The 22,203-nt window shown below is 42.2% G+C and carries 17 protein-coding genes and 2 pseudogenes; 8 read left to right on the top strand and 11 right to left on the bottom strand.

Annotation, left to right across the window (positions count from 1 at the left end):
* Window positions 1-584: 584 nt before the first annotated feature.
* Window positions 585-2,165, top strand: a complete 1,581-nt coding sequence (gene serA / locus V7K46_RS03910) for a phosphoglycerate dehydrogenase (protein ID WP_335111230.1) — start codon at window positions 585-587, stop codon at window positions 2,163-2,165.
* A gap of 250 nt (window positions 2,166-2,415) precedes the next feature.
* Window positions 2,416-3,336 carry a 50S ribosomal protein L11 methyltransferase gene (gene prmA / locus V7K46_RS03915; protein ID WP_335111232.1) on the top strand — a complete coding sequence of 307 codons (921 nt, stop codon included), beginning with the start codon at window positions 2,416-2,418 and terminating at the stop codon, window positions 3,334-3,336.
* Between the two features lie 391 nt (window positions 3,337-3,727).
* Here the strand turns inward: prmA and V7K46_RS03920 are convergent, their stop codons facing one another.
* Window positions 3,728-4,909: an acyl-CoA dehydrogenase family protein gene (locus tag V7K46_RS03920; protein ID WP_335111234.1), complete on the bottom strand. Its 1,182-nt coding sequence runs from the start codon at window positions 4,907-4,909 to the stop codon at window positions 3,728-3,730.
* A gap of 647 nt (window positions 4,910-5,556) precedes the next feature.
* On the opposite strand from V7K46_RS03920, the gene V7K46_RS03925 reads away from it, so the two are divergent.
* A complete protein-coding gene (locus V7K46_RS03925) occupies window positions 5,557-7,269 on the top strand; it encodes an iron uptake porin (RefSeq protein WP_335111236.1) in 1,713 nt (570 codons plus the stop codon).
* Window positions 7,270-7,839: 570 nt separating this feature from the next.
* Here the strand turns inward: V7K46_RS03925 and V7K46_RS03930 are convergent.
* Window positions 7,840-8,733: a hypothetical protein gene (locus V7K46_RS03930; RefSeq protein WP_335111238.1), complete on the bottom strand. Its 894-nt coding sequence runs from the start codon at window positions 8,731-8,733 to the stop codon at window positions 7,840-7,842.
* A 58-nt stretch (window positions 8,734-8,791) separates the two neighbouring features.
* Between V7K46_RS03930 and V7K46_RS03935 the strand changes: the two genes are divergently transcribed.
* Window positions 8,792-8,989, top strand: coding sequence for a hypothetical protein (locus V7K46_RS03935; protein WP_335111240.1), 198 nt, complete (start codon window positions 8,792-8,794; stop codon window positions 8,987-8,989).
* Between the two features lie 97 nt (window positions 8,990-9,086).
* Here the strand turns inward: V7K46_RS03935 and V7K46_RS03940 are convergent, their stop codons facing one another.
* Entirely contained in the window at window positions 9,087-10,295 is a 1,209-nt protein-coding gene (locus V7K46_RS03940) for an SfnB family sulfur acquisition oxidoreductase (RefSeq protein ID WP_335111242.1), read from the bottom strand.
* A 256-nt stretch (window positions 10,296-10,551) separates the two neighbouring features.
* Window positions 10,552-11,649: a dimethylsulfone monooxygenase SfnG gene (sfnG, locus tag V7K46_RS03945; protein ID WP_335111244.1), complete on the bottom strand. Its 1,098-nt coding sequence runs from the start codon at window positions 11,647-11,649 to the stop codon at window positions 10,552-10,554.
* Window positions 11,650-12,226: 577 nt separating this feature from the next.
* On the opposite strand from sfnG, the gene V7K46_RS03950 reads away from it, so the two are divergent.
* The 3 genes from V7K46_RS03950 to V7K46_RS03960 all read left to right on the top strand — a co-directional run bounded on the left by V7K46_RS03950 (window position 12,227) and on the right by V7K46_RS03960 (window position 15,969).
* Complete coding sequence (locus V7K46_RS03950; RefSeq protein ID WP_335111246.1) at window positions 12,227-13,276, top strand: LLM class flavin-dependent oxidoreductase; 1,050 nt, start codon at window positions 12,227-12,229, stop codon at window positions 13,274-13,276.
* A gap of 23 nt (window positions 13,277-13,299) precedes the next feature.
* Entirely contained in the window at window positions 13,300-15,387 is a 2,088-nt protein-coding gene (locus tag V7K46_RS03955) for a LysR family transcriptional regulator (protein ID WP_335111248.1), read from the top strand.
* Window positions 15,388-15,591: 204 nt separating this feature from the next.
* The gene (locus tag V7K46_RS03960) at window positions 15,592-15,969 is read left to right on the top strand and encodes a hypothetical protein (RefSeq protein ID WP_335111250.1); all 378 of its coding nucleotides are present in this window, start codon (window positions 15,592-15,594) and stop codon (window positions 15,967-15,969) included.
* A 58-nt stretch (window positions 15,970-16,027) separates the two neighbouring features.
* On the opposite strand, the gene V7K46_RS03965 is transcribed toward V7K46_RS03960, so the two are convergent.
* The 4 genes from V7K46_RS03965 to V7K46_RS03980 form a co-directional block, all read right to left on the bottom strand.
* A complete protein-coding gene (locus V7K46_RS03965; RefSeq protein ID WP_442939800.1) occupies window positions 16,028-16,354 on the bottom strand; it encodes a WD40 repeat domain-containing protein in 327 nt (108 codons plus the stop codon).
* A gap of 168 nt (window positions 16,355-16,522) precedes the next feature.
* Window positions 16,523-18,403, bottom strand: a complete 1,881-nt coding sequence (gene glmS, locus V7K46_RS03970; RefSeq protein ID WP_335111252.1) for a glutamine--fructose-6-phosphate transaminase (isomerizing) — start codon at window positions 18,401-18,403, stop codon at window positions 16,523-16,525.
* Window positions 18,404-18,862: 459 nt separating this feature from the next.
* Window positions 18,863-19,108 (bottom strand): photosystem I iron-sulfur center protein PsaC, encoded by a 246-nt coding sequence (psaC, locus tag V7K46_RS03975; RefSeq protein ID WP_012411495.1) that lies wholly within the window; start codon window positions 19,106-19,108, stop codon window positions 18,863-18,865.
* 729 nt (window positions 19,109-19,837) lie between these two features.
* Window positions 19,838-20,074: a hypothetical protein gene (locus V7K46_RS03980; protein WP_335111254.1), complete on the bottom strand. Its 237-nt coding sequence runs from the start codon at window positions 20,072-20,074 to the stop codon at window positions 19,838-19,840.
* 210 nt (window positions 20,075-20,284) lie between these two features.
* On the opposite strand from V7K46_RS03980, the gene V7K46_RS03985 reads away from it, so the two are divergent.
* Window positions 20,285-20,653: a Dethiobiotin synthetase gene (locus tag V7K46_RS03985; RefSeq protein ID WP_335111256.1), complete on the top strand. Its 369-nt coding sequence runs from the start codon at window positions 20,285-20,287 to the stop codon at window positions 20,651-20,653.
* 107 nt (window positions 20,654-20,760) lie between these two features.
* Here the strand turns inward: V7K46_RS03985 and V7K46_RS03990 are convergent.
* From V7K46_RS03990 to V7K46_RS04000, 3 genes and pseudogenes are all read right to left on the bottom strand, one after another.
* Window positions 20,761-21,126 (bottom strand): annotated as a pseudogene (locus tag V7K46_RS03990) (hypothetical protein); the annotation flags it as partial.
* A gap of 75 nt (window positions 21,127-21,201) precedes the next feature.
* Window positions 21,202-21,357, bottom strand: a pseudogene (locus V7K46_RS03995) (dehydrogenase); the annotation flags it as partial.
* A gap of 152 nt (window positions 21,358-21,509) precedes the next feature.
* Window positions 21,510-21,896: a hypothetical protein gene (locus V7K46_RS04000; RefSeq protein ID WP_335111258.1), complete on the bottom strand. Its 387-nt coding sequence runs from the start codon at window positions 21,894-21,896 to the stop codon at window positions 21,510-21,512.
* Window positions 21,897-22,203: the final 307 nt, after the last annotated feature.

Below are 22,203 nucleotides of genomic sequence, written 5' to 3' on the forward strand. Positions count from 1 at the left end.
TTTAAGTAATTTACTGATACTAATTGGCAGCTTTTAGCTACTAGACAATCTTAAGTCTGCCGCAATCATGAGCAAGAAAATTTATTTGATACCTAAATTCTAACTGTCACAATCCGATTATCTTGATGATGCAATGTTTTGCTTTGACTAAAGGATACTACTTATGGTATAGAGAAACAGCCAAGATTCGACAGATATAATAGTTGCTGGCTGGTTTTTTGGTTGTACAGAGCATTGCCTCAGCTAAAGTTGCAGCCCAGTCAAGAATACAGGCGTTTCTACCCCACCAAGGAAGTTGCTTAAGCCGAGAAAATTTTGGTAACTCTTAACTATTAATAAATATATAAGTGCTTAGTGCTATTCATGCTTTATATTTAGCGACAGGGTGGCGCAAACAGCCACTCATGTTCAAATACTTAGGAGGCAGTACCCACCGGAAGCAACTCACGCTTCGATACTATCAGCACGGAGCGTAAGAAGGTTAAGTTGATATTAAAACGAATAATTTTTGCTGAATTGCGACAGATAAAGACTAAACTAAAAAGTCTTGTGCAGCAAAACCTGTAGCTTTAAATGAAATAATCATGTCTAAGGTTCTTGTCTCAGATTCTATTGACCAAGCTGGAATTGACATTCTTTCTCAAGTTGCTACCGTTGATGTCAAAATAGGTCTAAAACCAGCCGAACTGCTCCAAATTATTGGTGAGTATGACGCGCTGATGATTCGTTCTAGTACACGCGTCACCCAAGAAATTATTGAAGTCGGCACGCAGCTAAAAATCATCGGTCGTGCTGGTGTGGGTGTGGATAATGTGGATGTTCCTGCTGCCACACGCCGGGGAATTGTGGTAGTCAATTCTCCAGAGGGAAATACAATTGCCGCCGCTGAACATGCGCTAGCAATGATTTTGGCTTTGTCTCGCCACATCCCCGATGCTAACGCTTCGGTGAAACGCGGTGCGTGGGATCGCAATAGCTTTGTCGGCGCGGAAGTCTACAAAAAAACTCTCGGCGTTGTTGGTTTGGGTAAAATTGGCTCCCATGTTGCCACTGTAGCTAAGACAATGGGGATGAAACTCCTAGCTTATGACCCTTTTATTTCTACAGACCGAGCCGAACAACTTGGCTGTCAGCTAGTGGAGCTAGATTTACTCTTCCAGCAAGCAGACTATATTACCCTACACATCCCTAAAACCCCAGAAACCACCCACTTAATCAATGCCACAACCCTGGCAAAGATGAAACCCACAACCCGGATTATCAACTGCGCTCGTGGTGGGATCATTGATGAAGTAGCCTTAGCAGCAGCTCTGAAAGCGGGTAAAATCGGGGGTGCAGCCTTGGATGTGTTCGAGTCAGAACCACTGGGTGAATCTGAGTTGCGATCGCTAGGCAAAGAAATCATCCTCACCCCCCATTTGGGAGCCTCCACCGCGGAAGCTCAAGTAAATGTGGCCATTGATGTTGCCGAACAAATTCGGGATGTACTTTTAGGACTACCAGCACGTTCAGCCGTCAACATTCCCGGACTCGGCCCCGATGTGTTAGAAGAACTCAAACCCTACATGCAACTAGCAGAAACTCTAGGTAACCTGGTGGGACAGCTAGCTGGCGGACGGGTGGAAGTACTCAATATTCGACTGCAAGGGGAACTCGCGACTAACAAAAGTCAGCCTTTGGTAGTTGCTGCCCTGAAAGGATTACTTTACCAAGCTTTGCGGGAACGGGTAAATTACGTAAATGCCAGCATAGAAGCTAAAGAACGCGGAATTCGGGTGATTGAAACCCGCGATGCTTCCATTAGAGACTATGCCGGAACGCTTCATCTAGAAGCCACGGGTACTTTAGGGACTCATTCTGTCACAGGCGCTTTGTTGGGTGAGCGGGAAATTCACCTGACTGATGTTGACGGTTTCCCGATTAACGTCCCACCCAGCAAATATATGTTGTTTACCCTGCACCGCGATATGCCGGGGATTATCGGCAAACTCGGTTCTTTACTCGGCAGTTTTAATGTGAATATTGCCAGTATGCAAGTAGGTCGTAAAATCGTCCGTGGTGATGCGGTAATGGCTCTGAGTATAGATGACCCCTTACCTGAGGGCATTTTGGATGAGATTGTAAAAGTCCCTGGTATTCGGGACGCGTATACAGTAACACTTTAATTTTGGATTTCAGACTTCGGCTCCTTTCGGCAACTCTTAGAGACGCTACGCGTAGCTTGCTTCCCCGTAGGGGTACGCTCAAAGCAAGTCGCTCAGTCGAACGATTTTGGACTTCGGCTTCTCTACGAGACGCTGCGCGAACGCTCAGTCGAACGATTTTGGATTGGTAATGGCTAATTGCTCATTGTTTTTCGCATTGGTCATTATCCGTTACCTAGTCCCCAATCTAAAATCTAAAATCTAAAATTATATGGCAAACACCTGGTGGGAACTACAGATTTTATGTGAGCCAGACCTAGAAGATTCTATCTTTTGGCGACTGGAAGATTTTGGCTGCCGTGGAACAGCTAGTGAAAACAAAGGAAATTCATCTTTAGTCAGGGCTTATCTACCGACAATTCAAACGCAGCTACTAGATTTGGCAGCGCTATCGCTGTGGCTGCGTCAAGATGCCCTCTGTGTAGGACTTTCATCTCCCTCCCTGCAATGGCAGTTGATTGATGAGGAAGATTGGGCGACTAGCTGGAAACAATATTGGCATCCGCAGGAAATAGGCGATCGCTTCCTAATTAACCCCGCTTGGCTACCATTACCAGAAACAACGGAACGGTTAGTGATTCGTCTTGATCCTGGTGTAGCATTTGGTACGGGCAACCACGCCACGACTCAGTTATGTTTGGAATCCTTGGAAATGCGGCTGAGTGGAGTTCCTCAGTCGTTTGTGGGTACTAGTGGTAAACATGAACATCTGGTAATTGCGGATATTGGCTGTGGTTCTGGTATCCTTTCCATTGGGGCGCTGCTACTGGGAGCAGAGAAAGTTTATGCAGTAGATACTGACCTTTTGGCGGTGCAATCAACTACCAGTAATGGTGCCCTGAACGACATTAGCCCAGAACGTTTACTACCAGCACTGGGAAGTGTAGAGGTTTTGACAAAACTAGTTGAAAAACCAGTGGACGGTATTGTATGCAATATTTTGGCTAATGTGATTATTGAATTGGTTCCAGAAATGAGTGCGATCACTAAACCTGAAACTTGGGCTGTCTTCAGTGGTATTTTACTAGAACAATCTAAAGCTGTTGCTGACGCTTTAGAAGAAAATGGTTGGGTCGTTGCTACCCTGTGGAAACGAAAAGAATGGTGTTGCTTGAATGTACGCCGTTCTTAACCCAGTGGATACTAGTACACTGTGGCGTCAGTTTGCCTACCTTTAAGACCTTGTGATTACCCACATTTTTGTCACAGTCAAAGTATCGCGCCACTGTAGAAATTGGTATATTTGGGAAACTGAAAAACTTTGTGAATAACCTTGGTCGCTTTTTTCCAACAATATCAGTGCTGTAATAAGTAAAATTCAGTCTTGATTTGCCAAAAATGGAAACAACACTAGTACAGCAGGGCGTAAATAAGCAGATCATTGAAAAGCCCTAAAGAGCTTATTCCATAATACTTTTGACTTTTGACTTTTGACTTGCGGTACTAGTGGTTTTGATTCTTTAATCAGAGAACTAGAAAACGACAAAACTAGTACTGTGATCTTAAACAAGCAAAGTCAATAACTATGAATAAAAGTTGGGTTTTGGCAGTTGATCATTTAACGCCCAGTTTCCTATATCTTGGATTTTGTAATCTACTGGATCATGGAGAGTGAACGTGCGGAGATTACGCCAATAGCGGTCAAAGCCATATTTTGCATTAGTAGCGCGTGCGCCCATAACTTCAAAGATGCGGTTGGTAATGTCTAAACCGACTCTAGTGGCGACGACTTTGGCAGTAGCGATCAAAATCGCACATTCTCCCCGTTGTTCTGCGGTAAGTGACCATTCCTGCTCCCAAGCTGCTTGGAGTAATTCTCCCGCCTGCTCAGTTAAATATGTGGCTGCTTGGAGATCAACCCATATTTTGCCAAAGTGCTGGAGGATGTAAGGATCTTTGGTAGCACTCTCTACACCTGATGTCAGCCAAGGTTTTGTATTAGTGCTATATGTTTTAGCAGCTTCAAATGCTCCTTGTGCAATTCCCAGGTAGATATTAGCAAGATTCAATTGAGTTAAGCACGCACGAATAGTGGTGAAGGGTTGACTGGGTTTGTCTCTACTACCAAGAATTTCGTCAGGGTATACCAACACATTCTCAAAAGTAACACTACCACTGTCTGTTTGACGTTGCCCTATATTATTCCAATCATGATTAACAGTAACACCTTGCCGTTGGGTAGGAATTACCAGAATATTCAATTCACCATTTTCTTGATGAGTGGCAGTGATTGGTAATATATCTGAGTCTTGAGAACCAGAGCAAAAGCTTTTGATGCCGTTGAGACGGAAATAATCATTTTCCGGTGTCAGAGTAGTTCTTTTATCCAAAGGGTTGAGGGCATTGCACCAAAACCAATTGTTGCGAATAGTTTCTGAGTAATACCGCTGTTTTTGCTCTGCCGAACCAAAGATATGAGGAATTACTACACCTAGATGGTGGTAAGAAAAGACGTGAGCAATGGAGCTATCAACTTTGGCAAACTCACGGGTAATTTGCAGAACGGTAATCCAGCTTTGCCCTAAACCACCGTACTCTGTGGGTACAATCAGTTTCAGCAAGTTGCTTTGGCGCAAGCGATCGCGTTCATGCTTTGGTGTTCCCCCTTTTGCATCCCGCTCTACAGCAGTCTTTGCAAATTCCTTTGCTAAAGACTTAGCTAGATCAATATATTTTTGAGACTCTTTAGTTTCGATTAATTGCATATCTTGCAACTTCTCCTGCTAACCTTTTGTGAGGAGCAACTATAAACTTGGCTGGAAAAACTTTCAATCTACAGTGTTTCGATAAAACTACCGTACTATAAAGATATCATTGCAGAGTTTAACTAATAAAGCAAGTTCAAATTAAATTAATTTTGCTAAAGCTATAGGTTGTTAGTGCTGGAGCAAAAAATATTTGGTTGATACTCAAACAGAAAAACAGGTACATTAAAAAAAATCTGATAATCTACTTGTTTTTCCAGACTATATATGCAATATTAATAAATTGAATCCAAAATCTACTTTAACTAGATAAGTAAACAGTAGATAAGAAGCAATGGGCAAAAAAATCAGATTTCTGTCTAAAGTTTAAATATTTTTTACAGATAGATATTCCCTGAGCAAATAGACCAGCTTAAACAGGGATTATTTTGTTGTAAAAAAATTCTTTTTACATTGAAATATGGGGATTAAAATGCCAGGTATTAACGATGTATCTGGAAGCATAGCGATATTAATGAAAACTTTTGAGTATTAGACTAATTCAACATTTCTCAAGGCTAGTCATGAATTTTTAGCTTGACAAATCACTGAAATGTCTGATGGCTTTCACTAAATTTTGCCTATCAAAAATATGAGGAGTGATAGAAATGTTCAATCGTTCATTTCATAATTTATGCATTGAATCGATGATTTTGGGGGCTACTTTGCTAGCCAGCACATCAGCTTATGCTGGAGACAGGAATTTAGTGGCTGTGACTGGGACTCAAACAAATATGACAACTGCATTGGTGCAGCCCGCCGCAGGCATCACCAAGCGCGTCCTAGACCCCAACCAAACTCCACGTTTAGGAGATAATTTTTCGGAAACAACCATTGTACAAACGCCTGAAATTCCTGCAATCAATAGTGATATAAGTGTCCCACAGACAAGTATATCTCAAGTAACATCTGTATCTCAGTTTTCAGATGTGCAGCCAACTGATTGGGCGCTTCTTGCACTCCAATCTTTAGTTGAGCGTTATGGATGTATTGCGGGGTATCCAAATAGCATCTATCGGGGAAACCGCGCCATCACTCGCTATGAATTTGCAGCAGGCTTAAATGCTTGTTTATCTCGCATCAACGAGCTAATTGCAACAGCTACATCTGACTTAGTTACCAAAGAAGACTTAACTACCTTACAAAGACTGCAAGAAGAATTTGCCTCTGAATTAGCAACTCTACGGGGTCGCGTTGATAGTTTAGAAGCTCGGACTGCGGAACTAGAAGCCAATCAGTTTTCTACAACAACAAAGCTTTCTGCGGAAGCCATTTTTGTGATTACGAATGCTTTCCAAGGCTCAGTTAATGGTGATAACACAGTTTTTCAAGATAGAGTTCGCCTCGTTTTCCAAACTAGCTTTACAGGTAAAGACAATCTATATACTCGTCTAAGTACTGGAAACACTACTCTTTTGCAGCTTCCTGGTGGTTCAGCTGAAGGTTTACAAACCTTCAATCTTGCTCCTAGTAACAACAACCTGTCCCTAGATTGGCTCTCTTACTATTTCCCAGTTGGCAACAAAATCGATGCTTATATAGCAGCCGTGAACGGAGTACTTTATGATTTTGTTCCTACTTTGAGTCCCTATCTTGAGAGTGCCTCAGGAGGTGGTCGTGCTTTGACAGAATTTGCTTCCTCTAATCCTATCTACCGTATTGGTGGTGGTGCAGGTGGGGGATTCAATTATCGATTCAGTGACCAATTGGTATTGAGCTTGGGTTACTTAGCAGGAGATCATGCCAGTCCTCAGCCAGACAGAGGTTTTTTTAATGGTCAATATAGCGCATTTGGACAAATAGCATGGAACCCCAACAAGAACTCTGGCATTGGTTTGACTTATGTAAATGCCTACCAAAATCGAGGAGCAATATTTGACTTGGGTAGTGGTTTTCCACTTGTCGGGACAGCTCAAGCCAATACTCCATTTGAGCGGATGATTACCAACTCCTACGGAGTCGAAGCTTTCTATAAATTTAGTCCTCGATTTGCAGTCAATGGGTTCTTTGGCTACACTAACGCCAAAAATCTGGCAGGTAGCGGTAGTGCAGATATTTGGTACTATGCTCTGGGATTGGCATTCCCAGATTTAGGTAAACAAGGCAACCTTGGTGGTGTTCTTGTGGGTGCAGAACCTTATCGGGGTGGTAATCCTGCACCTGCAAACGATTTATCCTTACATATTGAAGGCTTTTACAAGTATCGGCTTACAGATAACATTGCCATCACCCCTGGCGTAATTTGGATCACGGCTCCTGCTCAAAACGATGACAATCAAGATGCGGTAATTGGCACTGTAAGGACAACCTTCACCTTTTAGTTAATCAGTAAAGGTGCAAAGAATAATTCATCGAAAGTCGGCGAGTTTTTTATCTTTCTAATCAGCAATGCAGATATGAAAGCTAAAAAACTCTCCCACTGCTAATACCATTTCACTTTAATAATGATACAAATACGTTGGTAAGGGCATGGCATTGCCATGCCCCTACAAGAAATCTATCTGTATCAGGGTTTTCGTGAATTGGTATAAGAAAATAGAGGGAGCAGAGACGAATAGCACTGAGTTAAGACATAGCCCTTGCCCTAACTGGTTCCCAGCCTCTGGGCTGGGAACCCATCCTGGGAGGCTCTGCCTCTCGTCAAGAAAGAGGAGGCAGAGCCTCTTAGAATACATTCCCAGTCCAGAGACTGGGAACGAGGTGACACAAGACTTTGGGCTTATCTTAGTGCCATTCGGAGCAGAGACAACAACATCGCAACTATTAACTAATTACTAATTCGTAATTGAATTCTTAACTACGAATTACGTTAGCGAGTCCGCGTACTTCTGCAAAGAAGCAAGCTAGCAAGAGCGTCTCGTAGAGAGCGTCATTATCAATTAAGAATTATTCTAACGCCCTTCACTATTCAAGCTCAGGGGTTGCTGTTCTTCAACTAGTGGCGGTATATCCTGCCAAAGGCTAATTCCATCGTATAATCCTGGAGCCATTAAGAATACTTGAACCCAAAGGATATTGAACCAGCAGTAAAGCCCTTGGATAATATTTTCCTGACCTACTAGAGATACTGTCACGAGATACAAGAAGACCGAAATTATTAAACTAGCAATAGATGCAACTATGCCTTTTTTGGGCTGTGATAGCTCTGTGAAAGGCCACATATTGAATTGCCAAACAAATCCTAAACCAACAGTTGTCCAAATAGCTGCAAACGTTGGCCCTGTCGTTGTTGTAAACAAATCCAGTCCTAGCTGTTTGAGGAACAATTCTGTAATCAGAGTGAGTAACAAAACAATACCTGTATGCAGTAACCCCAAACGTGGCATTCCTAGTTCCAATTTGTTCAAAGGCCAACGTTCAAAGAAACTGCCGAACACTGTTGAACAAGGATACCAATACCAAGGGATGTAAAAAGGTTGAAGTCCCCACATTTGTGGCAAAAAGGTGAGGGCAGGGGCAATAAAAAAGATATTGATAAAGCCGCTCACTGGATGCCGGTTGCGTACTTCTTCAGTGGTGACAATTGTATTGTCAAAGAAGAATAGACTGGCGGCGGCTGTAATAATTGCTGTTTGTCCCCACAAGCCAACAGGTGTATCAGTGAGAATTGCTTTTGCAGAGATGAACTTCCAAGCTTCTCCAGTAATGTAGACTAGCGCCAACAGCACTACTAAATTCACTGTTCCTCGTCTAAATCGGGTAGAAGAAAAGCGAGAACCTGGATAGCCGTTGAGGGAAAAACCTAGATGCCACCACCAGACGAAGCATATAGTAATGTAAGTCAACTTTGTTCCTACGTTCAGCTGAATAATTTGACCAAAGATGAGTTCAAAAATATAGCTAATGACAGCAATTACAGCAATAAAAAGTAGTCCCTTAGATGGCTGGCTTTTCCAAATGCTCCGCCTCTGGGTTGGGTTTGCAACACTTATAGGATCAACTTCAATAATGTTAGATTTATCAGGGGCAAAGCATTCTGCTAAATATTCCCTCCAAATGCCTCAGCGAATTTTAGATTTTAGATTTGCAATTTTAGATTGAAAAAATTTCCTAATCCAAAATCGTTCGATTGAGCGCTCACACCGAAGTCTAAAATCCAAAATCCAAAATTGAGTCACTCCAATAGAGAATGGGACAATTACAGCCAAGGATGGCGTGGGGGGTAGACTCCATTAAGGAAGTAGTTGCCAACAGCGTAGTACTTCCAGCGCACGGGATCGTGGAGTGTGTGAGCGCGGGCATTTCGCCAGTGACGATTGTAGTTGAATTGCTCCAATGTGGACTTAGTACCTGCTAATTCAAACAACTTGTTGGTAGCTAGTAGTGATGCTTCGGTGGCTAAGGCTTTGGCTTCAGCAACTGCGATCGATGCTTCAACTACCTTGGGTTCTTCTAAACCTGACTCGTTGGCGATGTCGATAAACTCACCCGCACGTCGCAGCAATGCTTCAGCAGCGTGAACCTGAATTTGGACATTGCCTAAGTTATAGAGCGTTAACGGGTCTTCGTATCCTTTTTCTAAATTGCTGTCAACCCAAGGGCGGGTATGGTTGCGGACAAAATAGATGGTGTCACGGACTGCGGCTTTGGCAATCCCCACGTCTACGGCGGCTTGGATGATTTGCGCGATCGCACCCATTGGTGTTGCCCTCTCAAAGGCTAAGTAGTGCGGAATCACGTGTTCTGCTTTAACTTTCACATTTTCAATAATGCTAGTGCCGCTAGCAGTGGTACGCTGTCCGAAGCTCGTCCAGTCATCAAGTAGCGTCAATCCTGGGGCATCCCGTTCGACAAATGCCACCACTGTTTTACCATCTGGATTGCTGGCAATGACGGGAACCCAATGTGCCAGTAATGCCCCAGCAGAGTAGTATTTGCGTCCGTTAAGTACGAAGTCAGATCCATCTGGTTCTAACTTTGTCTGGACATCAGTAACAGACTTAGTGCCAATTTCCGAGAAGGCGTTACCGAACCGCTTGCCTTGTAGAGCCAAATCAAAGAAGAACTTCTTCTGCTCATCTGTGCCATCTAGGCGAACTGCTTCCACCATATAGAGGTGGTTTTGGGGAATTTGACCGAGGCTAGAGTCGGCTTCGGAGATGATTTTAATTACTTCTGCTAGGGTGGCACTCGATACAAAAGCACCGCCATACTCTTTCGGGACTGTAATCCCCCACAATCCGCTCTGGGAGAACTTTTGCACTTCCTCAGCAGGGAGACGCCGATTTTGGTCGCGCTCTGAGTCTCCCTTGGCAAACTCAGCTGCTAGTTCGTGAGCGATCGCGATCGCTTCTTGGTCATCCCGAATGATATGCGCCTTCTGTTCAGTATTAATTACTGATGTCATAATATAACTCCTTATTGATTCTGATTAAATAACTGACAACGGAAAAACGAACCACTCTAAGCACAGAAGAGGACACTTGCGGCTTGAGCAGAATCTCCGTAACACGGAGTAATTAGAGTTTTAAAGTTACTTTGTGTCAGTCCTAAGATTGAATCTAAATTTTTGTCGGGAGGGGCTTAAACATTAAACGATTTACCAGTTAAAGCCCGGATAAATTACACAACTACTTGCAGAAGTCGTTAACTCTGAAAATCAGCTACACCACAACCAACTCATCAGCTGTCCGACGATTAGCTTCTAGTTCGCGTACAATTGGTATTACTGTCTTCCCAAATGCTGGGAGATCATCTGTGTAGTGTAAGAAGCCACCCAGAATTAAATCAACTCCCGCTTCATAAAACTGGCGAATCTTGTCAGCTACTTGATCAGCCGTGCCAATTAAGCCTGAACGGAAGCCATCGTTATACTGCACCAAGTCTTCAAAATTGGAATTCGCCCACATTCCCTGACGTTCACGAGTCGAAGATCCCGCCTGTTTCACCGCTTCGCCAAATCCTTTCACCGCCTCTACATCGGCCTGGGCAATAATATCGCGCAATACTTCATGGGCTTCTGCTTCCGTATCTCGCACAATGATAAAGGAATTCAGACCAAACTTAATTTTGCGTCCTTCAAGACTCGCTAATGCAGACACTTCTTCAATCTGCTCTCGTACCCCTTCTATGGTGTTGCCATTCATGAAATACCAATCAGAGACGCGGCCAGCCATGCGCCGCGCTGCTTTGGAGTTACCACCTTGGAATATCTCTGGGTGTGGATTCTGATTAATTGGTTTAGGCTTCACCCAACCGCCGTTAATCCGGTAAAAGTCGCCCTTAAAGTGAAACTCATCCTCAGTCCACAAACCTTTGAGAACGCGGATAAATTCCTCTGAACGACGATAGCGTTCGTCATGGTCTAACCAATGTTCACCATATATAGTAAATTCATCTTTGAACCAGCCGCTAACTACATTCAGAGCGAACCGTCCGTTAGAGAGAAAATCAATGCTGGCACCCATTTTGGCAACTACTCCCGGATGCCACAATCCAGGGTGAACTGCTGCAATTAGCTTCAATTTCTTGGTGACTGGAGCTAGGGCTGATACGGTTGTTAATGCCTCTAGCTGGTACTCAGCGCCATAGCTGGCAATAAATCTGGCTTGTGCTAGAGCATATTCAAATCCAACTTCTTCAGCCGTCTGAGCTAGTTGAGCATTATATTCATAAGTCCAATCTGTCCGTTGGGGAATTTTACTAACAACTAACCCGCCGCTGACGTTGGGAATCCAGTATGCGAACTTAATATCTACCATAATTGTGCGTTTGTAATTGAAACTGCTTGGTTATTTGTCTAAATTTGCTTATGATGCAACAAAGCCTAATTTGTCATCGCTAACAAATCAGCTAAAATTTAAGCCGACAAAATTTTAATCAAAATTTAAAGCTTGAGAGCGGCTGGAAACTACTCTGAGTTTACAAGTAGACAATTTCAGGATTCTGATGGTCGTAATATACCATAACCCGACTGAACTACTGTAGTTTTTAATGGATCAGACTGTATCACGATAATTTCTCCGATGTCGTGACTCAATATACTTAAATTCCATTTCCATATTCCAAAATGGAATACTGCCAACTTTGCTAAGTATTTAATTATTATTTGATATTTGCTGGTTATCAGCCTGATTCTGTCAGAGCAAACTAGGAATCAGGACTCAACAAAGTATCGATACTATTCCATATCGTGATAGACAACTGATTTTCATGTGTCATCTGCAACTATACACAGCAGAAATAAATGTGGTAGTGTGAACTACTAAATCACGGTAAAAAGATATAAATACCGTAGTTTAATTGATGTCTCGTAGAAAAAGGCACAGGAAAAAATTTATGCCACTTCAGTTTGGAATTTGGTCGCCTGTCTGTGGTGGATGGTTGCGAGTTGTCAACCATGAAGCTAATTTATCCACACAAGATTTGGTAAAGCTGGCAGTTCAGGCAGATGAGTTAGGTTATCACTTCTATTACATTCCTGAACATTACTTGAATGCAGTTCATGGCCCTAACTATAATGTGACTGACGCTTGGATTACAGCAGCTTTAACAAGTTTGAATACCAAAAATATCAAGATTGTTGCGGCTGTACAACCTGGTTTTAAACTACCTGCGGTCGTTGCCAAGCTGAGTGCAGACATTCAAAATCAACTCAGCAATGGTAGATTTGCTCTGAGTGGTATTGCAGGTTGGTGGAAATTAGAAGTAGAAAGCTATGGAGATATTTGGTTACCCCACAGCGATCGCTACGCGCGATTAGAAGAGTATATTGATGTAATCAAGGGGCTGTGGACAGTTGAAGCTTTTAATTACGTTGGTAAATACTACACGATCGCAGGTGGTATTCTTTCAGATAAGCCTACACCAACACCACCGATTTTCATTGCTGGTGAATCAGACCGGGCGATTGACCTAGCGGCTCGTCAGGGAGATTATTTATTTATCAATGCTGATCATCCTGAAAAAACGGCAGCATTGGTGCAGAAAGTGAAAAGATTGGCTAGCGATCGCTACCAGCGTCAGATTAAAGTAGCAATGAGTGCGTTTGCGATCGTTCGTGAACATACCGCCCAAGCCGAAGCCAGATTATCAGCGATTTATCGTTCTGCGGATCAGCAGCAGATCAAATATTTTCAAGAGCAAATCGATCCTAACGTAGTTGCCCACAACAAACTCGATATCAGTCAAACTATTGAAGCCAATCTGGGTTTATCTGCTCAACTCGTTGGCGATCGCTATACTGTTATTCAACGTCTGAAAGAATACGAAGCCGTTGGCGTTGACTTAATAGTACTCAAATTTGAATCTATGTTGGAAGATACTATTCGCTTCCATAAACTAGTGATTTCCGAATATACACAGCAGAACAGCTTAATTGCCTTATAATTAAAAATCTTGCTTTACCTAGTATGAATAAGATTAAACTCGAAGACATTACCCTAAACCACATCAAAATTTTAAAAGCAGTAGATGACTGTGGTAGCTTCTCTAAAGCAGGACAAAAACTAGGGTATAGTCAGGCACTAATTAGTAAAAAAGTTAAGCAAATAGAGGATTATTTCGGAGTAATTCTCCTAAATCGCTCTCCTGGCTCTATATGCTTGACTAATAAAGGCAAGAAATTGATTTCCCAGACATTTAATGTAGTAGAAACTGTAGAAAATCTGCAAGAAGAATTTCAGGCAACATTTAGCACTGAGGGTGAAGATTTAATATTGGGGGCTACTAGTTTAATTTTAGAAGTCTGGATCAAAGAATATTTACAGCGATTTAAGCTTTGTTTTCCAGGGAGAAATATTAAAGAGATTGCAGTTAAGAATAGCATATTTTTCTCAAGTTCTCAATTTATAGAGATGGATCTCTTGCTCAATAGTTGCTCTGGATACAAGGAAGAACACCACTGTACTAGATTAACAACTCATAAAATGCTGCTTGTTTCCTTTGGGGCAAATAAGCATCTCAATGAGCATAGCTTAATTAAAATCAATCAGATTGATCTAGCTGACGTTGTACTTTTAGATGCGGTTCATCATGAACTATCTAAAAACGAATTTCTGATAAATAAATTAAGTAGTGCTAAGGTGCTACATAGTTATCCAGATGTACTCAAATATGCTTCAGAAAATCAAAAATTAACGATTATACCTGACTTTTGTCAAGCTGATATAATATCTAAATACAAAGCATTAACTCTGATGATTCAAGATGTTAATGAATATGGCATTTATCTTCATGTTCCTCGCTTTAGTGAGTTATTGATATCCGCAGAGAGTTTGGTGAGAAGTTTTAGACTCGATCGGGATAACTTGGAAAGTTTGCCTAATGTGAATCTAATTTTAGGTAGCTGTTCTTCCAAAGAAGAAAATGTTCTGAGGATAGGAATTCAAAGGGATTCCATAGGACAGTTCATTGCTGGGTATGGGACTAAATATATTTCTGATTTACAAAGAGCATCGTCATCACTTGAACAACCTATTTTCAAAAATATTGAAATTAATCGAGATTTCGAGTTACAAATTCTGCCGTTCGCCTCTGGGGAAGAAATGAATCGACAGATGAAACGGGGAGAGCTGGATATTTGTATTTTAGATGACATTTCTCTCTTGAATAATGGTAGCCAATTCTTTGATGATTTAAGTTTTGGTTCTAAATTAATTGGGATTGCTTCGTATAATCTTTTGGGTGAGGATATTAACATTATTCTCCCTAAAGATTCTTCTATAAACACTGTTCAGGAGCTTCAAGAGAAACGAATTTCCACCTTATTTGGTTCAAATGCTCATAGGTTCATCATTACTCTATTTGACCTCTATGATATGGATGTCAGTAAAGATTGCAGATTAGTGAATGAAGATTTTCGGAAAGCAAGTAAGAGTTTAGCAAATAAAACTATAGATGCTTACGTGTGTTGTCACACTTTTGCCTCAATTTTAGAAGGATATGCTTTTGTCAGAAAGCTGCCTTTATCTCAGACAGTTAGTTTAAGAATTCCATCAATCAGAGGAATTGTCTGTCGCTCACAATTTATTAAAGAAAACCCTAAAATTGTCGTTGCTTATTTACATGATTTAGTAGTTGCTAACTATTGGTTTAATTCATCTCCAATGAATGCGGCAGATTTATTAACTAAAGTAACTGATGTGAAAAAAACTCAAGTAAATCAGTTTTTTAATCCTGTCTTTGGTAACCGCATCGATCCGACGCTCAAACCTCAATGGTCTTGGTTACTGAAAACTTTAAATCGCAGGTTGGAAGGGAAATATGGCATTTCCCTGTTTGATGTAGATTTTTGGATAGATGATTATTTCTTGAGACTTGTCTACAATCTGCTGAATCTAGATTATCATTTTCATCAAGTTTCTTTTGCAAGTGAATTTTCTAGCAGCTATTTTGTCGAGGAACAGTTTAGCCGACACATGAAAGTTCTCTATAATAAATACGATCTGTTGCTCCAAGATTCAATGGCGATCGCACTCCAGTCAAAGCCAAACCAGTAATTTTGGTTGGTGATGTATGCGATCGCAGTAATTGAACTCACGTTATATTAACAAGGGTAAAAGAAAAACCTTTCCCATTACCCCTGCAAAACTTGCTATATCTCAAAAGCGTATTCTATTTAAGGGAAGATGCTGCAATAGAAGTCTGTTTCTTATAACGTCTTGGCGGAAGTTGCTACAGACTGCGCGAAACACCGAAACGTCTTGGCGGAAACTGCTACAGGCTGCGCGAAACACCGAAACGTCTTGGCGGAAGCTGCTACAGACTGCGCGAAACACCGAAACGTCTTGGCGGAAGCTGCTACAGGCTGCGCGAAACACCGAAACGTCTTGGCGGAAGTTGCTGCAAGGAAGGCGGAAGTTGTTACAGGGAAGGCGGAAGTTGCTACAGGGAAGGTAAACAGAGAAATTTATCGGTATGCGAAGGGTTTTACCCAATTCTCTAAAATCCGACAACACATTCAAACTGCAAAAACCAGACCATATCTGACTTTCTTAATTACAAATTGGTATTACTCGCCTGCTTTCCCCTGGTTTGTTGAGGGTTTGGATTTGAGCGATCGCCCCGAAATCCCGAAATAGCGATGGCTACGCCCAAAGCAGGCATCGCAGTAGCAGTAATTAATTTCTGGCTGCAAAGCTAATTGCTCTTAGTACCAATGCCATCGCACCCTCTGCGATCGCGATCGCTCACATTGGGATTTGATTGTAAATAAACATGTAGCCTGTTGCAACTGTAGCTCATCAGATCGTTGAGGCTACCAGAAATTATTAAATTCTTAAGGTGATTTGGGTACATATTCCAGAATTTCACGGTATTGTCATTACTAGCGGAAGCGATGGTCTTGCTATCGGGGCTGAATGCTACGCCCCAGACCTCATTGCTATGCCCATAGAGGGTAGTAATTTCCTTCCCTGTAGCCGTATTCCAGAGTTTTACAGTTTTGTCATTACTAGCAGAAGCGATGGTCTTGCCATCGGGGCTGAATGCTACGCTCTTGACATAATTGTTATGCCCGTAGAGGGAGTATTAATAAATCTATTATACTTATAATAATTGCCATAAAAATGGCTTCTGCAAGCCATAGAAGTTCTTCAGAAGCCATTATACATTAATTCTAGGTATAAAGTTATACTACTCAACGGTAACACTTTTAGCCAGATTGCGAGGCTGATCGACATCCAAACCGCGACGGGCGGCAATATGATAAGCCAATAATTGCAAAGGAACTACTGTCAAAATCGGAGAAAGTAATTCTTCTACATGAGAGACGGGAAGCAGATCGTTAAAGATTTCCGCAGCTTCGCCATCGTTGACGGGAGTCACGCCAATTAACCGAGAATCTCTAGCTTTGGCTTCTTGAGCATTAGAAATAACTTTTTCGTAAATACTACCAGGGATTGCGATCGCAACTACTGGTACTTTCGCATCTAATAGAGCGATCGGGCCATGTTTCATCTCTCCAGCCGGATACCCTTCGGCGTGAATGTAGCTAATTTCTTTTAATTTCAACGCCCCTTCTAAAGCAATAGGGAAGTTAATTCCTCTACCTATAAAAATGAAATCTTTGGTTTCGGCGAATTCGTGGGCTAGCTGTTCAGTTAAACGTTCTTGACTTTCCAAGGTTGCTTCAATTTCTTTGGGAATCTGCTGCAACCCGTTAATAATTTTTTCTAATACATCTTTTGAAACTGTCTGACGACGAGCTGCTAAATCCAATGCCAAAGCATAAAATGCCATCAGTTGGGCGGTAAAAGTTTTCGTCGCCGCTACCCCAATTTCAATTCCCGCTAAAGTACTAATGATATGCGGTACCATATGACCGAGGCTGCTTTCTGGGCGATTGGTAATGCCCAGTAGTCGCGCATGATACTTGGGTTCTTTTCCCTGACGACGTTCTTTTTCCATCGCCAAAGCTGCTAGAGTATCAGCAGTTTCACCTGATTGGGTAACACCGATGATCAAAGTGTTAGCCGTTACGGGTGATGGTGCATAGCGATACTCAGAAGAGTAATGTACCTGAGTTAAAATTCCTGCTAATTGTTCAATTAAATATTTTCCGATTAATGCTGCGTGCCAACTAGTACCACAGGCGAGAATCTGAATTTGTTCTAAATCGTTGTATAAATCCGCAGGTAAACCAAGATTGATTGGCGATTCAGTAGATTCGGCTGGATTAAAGTATGCGTCTAAACTAGCTCTTACTACCCCTGGTTGCTCATGGATTTCTTTGAGCATGAAGTGTTTGAAGCCCTGCTTTTCTACCATTGCAGGATTAAAGTTGAGCAGCCGGGGTTGTTTTTTCAGCCTGTCGCCAGCAAAATTGTAAATCTCAACGCCCAAAGGTGTGAGGCGGGCAATTTCGCCATTTTCCAGAGGTAGCACTGCACGGGTGTAGGCAACGATCGCTGGCGTGTCAGATGCACAAAAGAACTCCCCTTGGCCAAAACCAATTACCAAAGGTGCTTGTTGGCGGACAACAATCAATTCATCGGGGTAGTCAGCAGAAATAACTGCGATCGCAAATGCCCCCTGCAAGTGGTTAACGGCTTGGCGAATTGCCTCTAAGAAGCGAGATGAGGGAGATGAAGGGGGAAGATTCTTTAAAAATTCGGCTATGAGATGGGGAATTACTTCTGTATCGGTTTCAGAACGAAACTGGTGTCCTTTTCCTTTGAGTTCCTCGCGTAACTCGCGGTAATTTTCGATAATCCCATTTTGCACCACCGCCACTCGCTTTGCCGTATCCATGTGGGGATGGGCGTTGTACTCTTCTGGTTTACCATGAGTTGCCCAGCGTGTGTGACCAATACCAATCTGGGCGGGCGTTTCTATTTGTTCGAGTTTAGAACGCAGGTTATGCAGTTTGCCCTTTGCCCGTACACAATTTACCTCACCTTCCCAAATAGTGGCGATTCCAGCAGAATCGTAGCCCCTGTACTCTAGTTTTTCCAGCCCAGCCAGTAAAATCTCTGTTGCCGCTTGAGTGCCTATATATCCAACGATTCCGCACATTGTTCACACCGCTTTTTTTCAGGATGATTAAATCTAGTATGTATAGTTGGTAGCACAAACTTGACGTTTTGCAAATAAAAAAGGGAGTAAATTACTCCCTCTACCACTAAGTATTGCTAAAAATGCTTGCTATTAAGAAACTTTAAAATTCTTGAGTACTGAGTTCTGAGTTCCGTTAGCGTAGCGGGGCGTAGCCCGGGCTGAGTGAAGAATCAAGAAATTGTTTTTTGATTTACTTCTTTTGCCTCAAAACTCAGGACTCAGCGAGAACTCTGTAGCAAGATCCCGCAGGGTGCGGAGGCTTTTTTTGATGGTCTGTATCACTGCCCAGAGGCGTAAAGGCTTGCACCTCTCCCTTATGCTTATGTCCTTTGGACACAAGGCAACCGTTCTGGAAAAAACGGTTGGAGAGTAGACCAGCATCGCGATCAGAAGTTCGGTGACTCAGCACTGAGCTTTTTAGTAAGCTAGACCCATACTGCGAGTTGTTTCAGCGCCCAGGTAAACCCGGATGCTCAAAAAGTCGGTGGGACAAGCGGTTTCGCAGCGCTTACAGCCCACGCAGTCTTCTGTACGGGGTGAAGAGGCAATTTGAGCAGCTTTGCAGCCATCCCAAGGAACCATCTCCAGTACATCAGTAGGGCAAGCGCGGACGCATTGGGTGCAGCCAATGCAGGTATCGTAGATTTTTACTGTATGAGACATTGAAAAAACCGCTCCTTTCGAGTGTTCTTCTCTGCGAAAGAATCATAATCAACGCATAGTTTACCGCAGTGGTTGATAGGCCGTAATCAAAAGGCTACATAACTTCAAACAATGTAATGAGCACCCTTGAAAAGTTGTTTTTGCGAGATCGTCCCTATTGCCCGATTAATTAGCAACATCATCGGAGCGTATTTATCCCACCCATATACCATAATGTGGTTTAGTCGTAAAGATAAGTGAAATAAAAGTCAATCTACAAGACTTAGATGCAGAAATTATCTACGGTACTTATTGATTGGCAACTATATATAGCAGTCCTAAATCAAACGCGCAGAATTGAAAATTATTGCGACCCCCCTGTATTCTCCCCAAGGAATTGGGGGGAAGACGTTAGCGGGGGGTGAATTTTCTTACAACTCATTTAAAATTGCGATCGCAGTCCTAAATCATTCGTGAAAAGTCAGATCACCGACAATTTTTAGGAAGTCGGGGATTTGGACAAATCAGATAGGATTGCTCTAGCTGAAACCTGAGGTTTAGAAGTGTGAGCGAACCAAACAGTTATCTTTCCCTGTTTAGTTAACAACATCAACTGTTGATCTTGTTTTTAGCATCACTGCTAGTGAGTCTATCAAATCTCGCGTCAAGGAATTCTAAGCGATCGCTCACCGATAACTTGTATATTTGACTTTTTAAATCTGGCAAACTCATAATTGTTACTTTTACATATCAGAGGATTTCAGAAATAGCAAACTCATCATTCATCGCAGTAATTTCTATTGGAATTATTGGTTCACCAACCATCACTTCTAGTTTTTCTTTATAATTTTCGGCATCAGCCAATTTATCTTTTGTATACTCATTTTCTCGGATTTGTCTAGCAATACTTTCTAGCAGCCAAAGTTGTTCTTCCACAGACAAGGCACGGATGGAACGCTCAATTTCTAGTAAATTCGGTGATATCATTTTGCTTTTGATTCCAAGCAGGGCGTATTTTTCAAAGATATTATATTTAGTCTATACTGGTTAACTTACAGCATCACAAATCCCCCATTATTTTCTCCAAGCCTATCTTTTCACAAATCAAATGAGATTGTTATAAATAATCAAAAGCTAGTTTTATGACTTTTTAATTAGGTATTCCTGCTGAAGCAACATATACGCTAAACTGACTACATGAATTATGAAACAGCTCGGAAACTCCTCATAGATCAGACAATCACAACCGAGGAAAACCCAGATGCGCTGTTAACGCGGATGAAACAGGGGAAACCACCGATACCCGGTCAGATCACCTCAATTTTGTTGGCATTGAAAGTGGTGTTTGAAGCCCTCAAAGATGCAAAGAGCCTAGACCGAGAACTGGCTTTGACCCTTTATCAGTTAAGCATTAAAGCGCAACAGCTATTTGCCGCAGGGCGTAAAGCCGGAATAGATTGGCCACCACTACTGAAGGAAGATTTGCTACGAATTTCCTTAGCATCTGAAAGTATCTTTTCGGGTATATGGCAAACCCTTGCTCCTGTAGGGTTGGGGAAGTTGTAGAACACCAATTCAGTAATTTTTAAACGAGAAGAGATGAGGGAGCAGGGGAGCAGAGGGGAAGTTGCTTGCAGTAAGTCTTTCCCCTCTACCGCAATGCCCAATGCCCATTAACGAATTTGCAGTTCATTTTCTAACTTGTCTAGATCAGTTTTGAGTAAAATTGTCATTTGATCGGTAAAAGCTTTGCCAGTCTTAGGTTGGGCAATTTCCACCCAATATACATAGCGATCGCCTAGTCGTAATTCTCCCTTTAAAGCTTCCCGAATTGGAGTTTGGGCAAAACGCGCCGAGTTAATTACCTTCTGGTTGGGATACTCATACACTACCTGAGCGCGATCGTAGTCTTGATAAATCTCCAAGCCATAAATCACCCGCAAGGATTCCTGGAGACGCGCAAATGTCATGCCGTTAATGGCATCATACATGGCAATGCGCTCACTGCGAATTGTGCCACGGTCTTTAGAAAATTCTACTGCCAATAATCTTTAGTCCATCGCCTGTCCAGATAAAGTGATCTACCCACAGTTGCTGACGAGGATTGAATAGAGCGACTTAAGTAACTTAAAAGGAATTTTGCGACTAGCTAACAGTGATAACGCCAATCGCACATCGTTATGTGTATTATGAAACACGCTTGTGATGGTAGGTTCGCTGTAGTGTAGCCGTTCTGTGTTGACGGTAATACTTGTATCCCGTGGACATCCACAATAAGTTGACTGTTGCAGGACGGATCTTTAAACGGACATAATGTAAAACCGTGTCCTATTTGGGGCAATAAGACACGGTTTCACAGAAGTATTTAGTTATAATATTACAAAAATCAAAGTAACATTTGATTTATACCAAAGTTATCCATTTACTGAGATTTGTTTCCTGGTTCATTAACTTTCTCTGTTGTCGGAAAAATTTGGCGATCGTAATTTGTCCTTTCCTGAGTCAAGGCGATCGCACTAAAGAAAATGGCACTTCCTACAGCCAAGGCCACCATAGGACGCTTCAGCAGGACAAAATCTCTGATAATCCTAGCTAAAGGTCGGCTTTGACGACGTAGCGCCGAAGAAATCATCAATTGTCTCCAAGTAAACGGATCACGGACATAATGACCGCTTTGGCAAACTACTAGCCGTTCCTGGCAATAGGGACAGCAAAACAAGCCCATGCGCGTTTTAACTAATTTTGGTGTAGCATTTCTTTGGCAAATTGGGCAAGTAACATAATGATTATCAAAGGTGTGTATATTCATTTACCTCGTCCGCCTAGTCCATTTACTCGCTCTATAACAATAGTTATATTGAATGCCGATCAATACTTAGCAGACTTCCAAGTATGGTCTGACATCAGGCATAAATCATACATACATTGTATTACTACAAAGGATGGCTCAATGGTCGTAACACGAGTATAGCTAGATTTAGGCAAGGATGACTCCTAGTTAATGTTTGCGAGTGCGTCCACCCAGCCGACAAAAACTCTGTTGTCTCTAGAAAGCAATAGCGTTGGCGCCCACTCGCACCCCACTAGCGACGCCGAATAGCCCAACTTAGGCATCG

Origin of the sequence: Nostoc sp. (assembly GCF_036917395.1) — a bacterium.
Lineage (GTDB): Bacteria > Cyanobacteriota > Cyanobacteriia > Cyanobacteriales > Nostocaceae > Nostoc.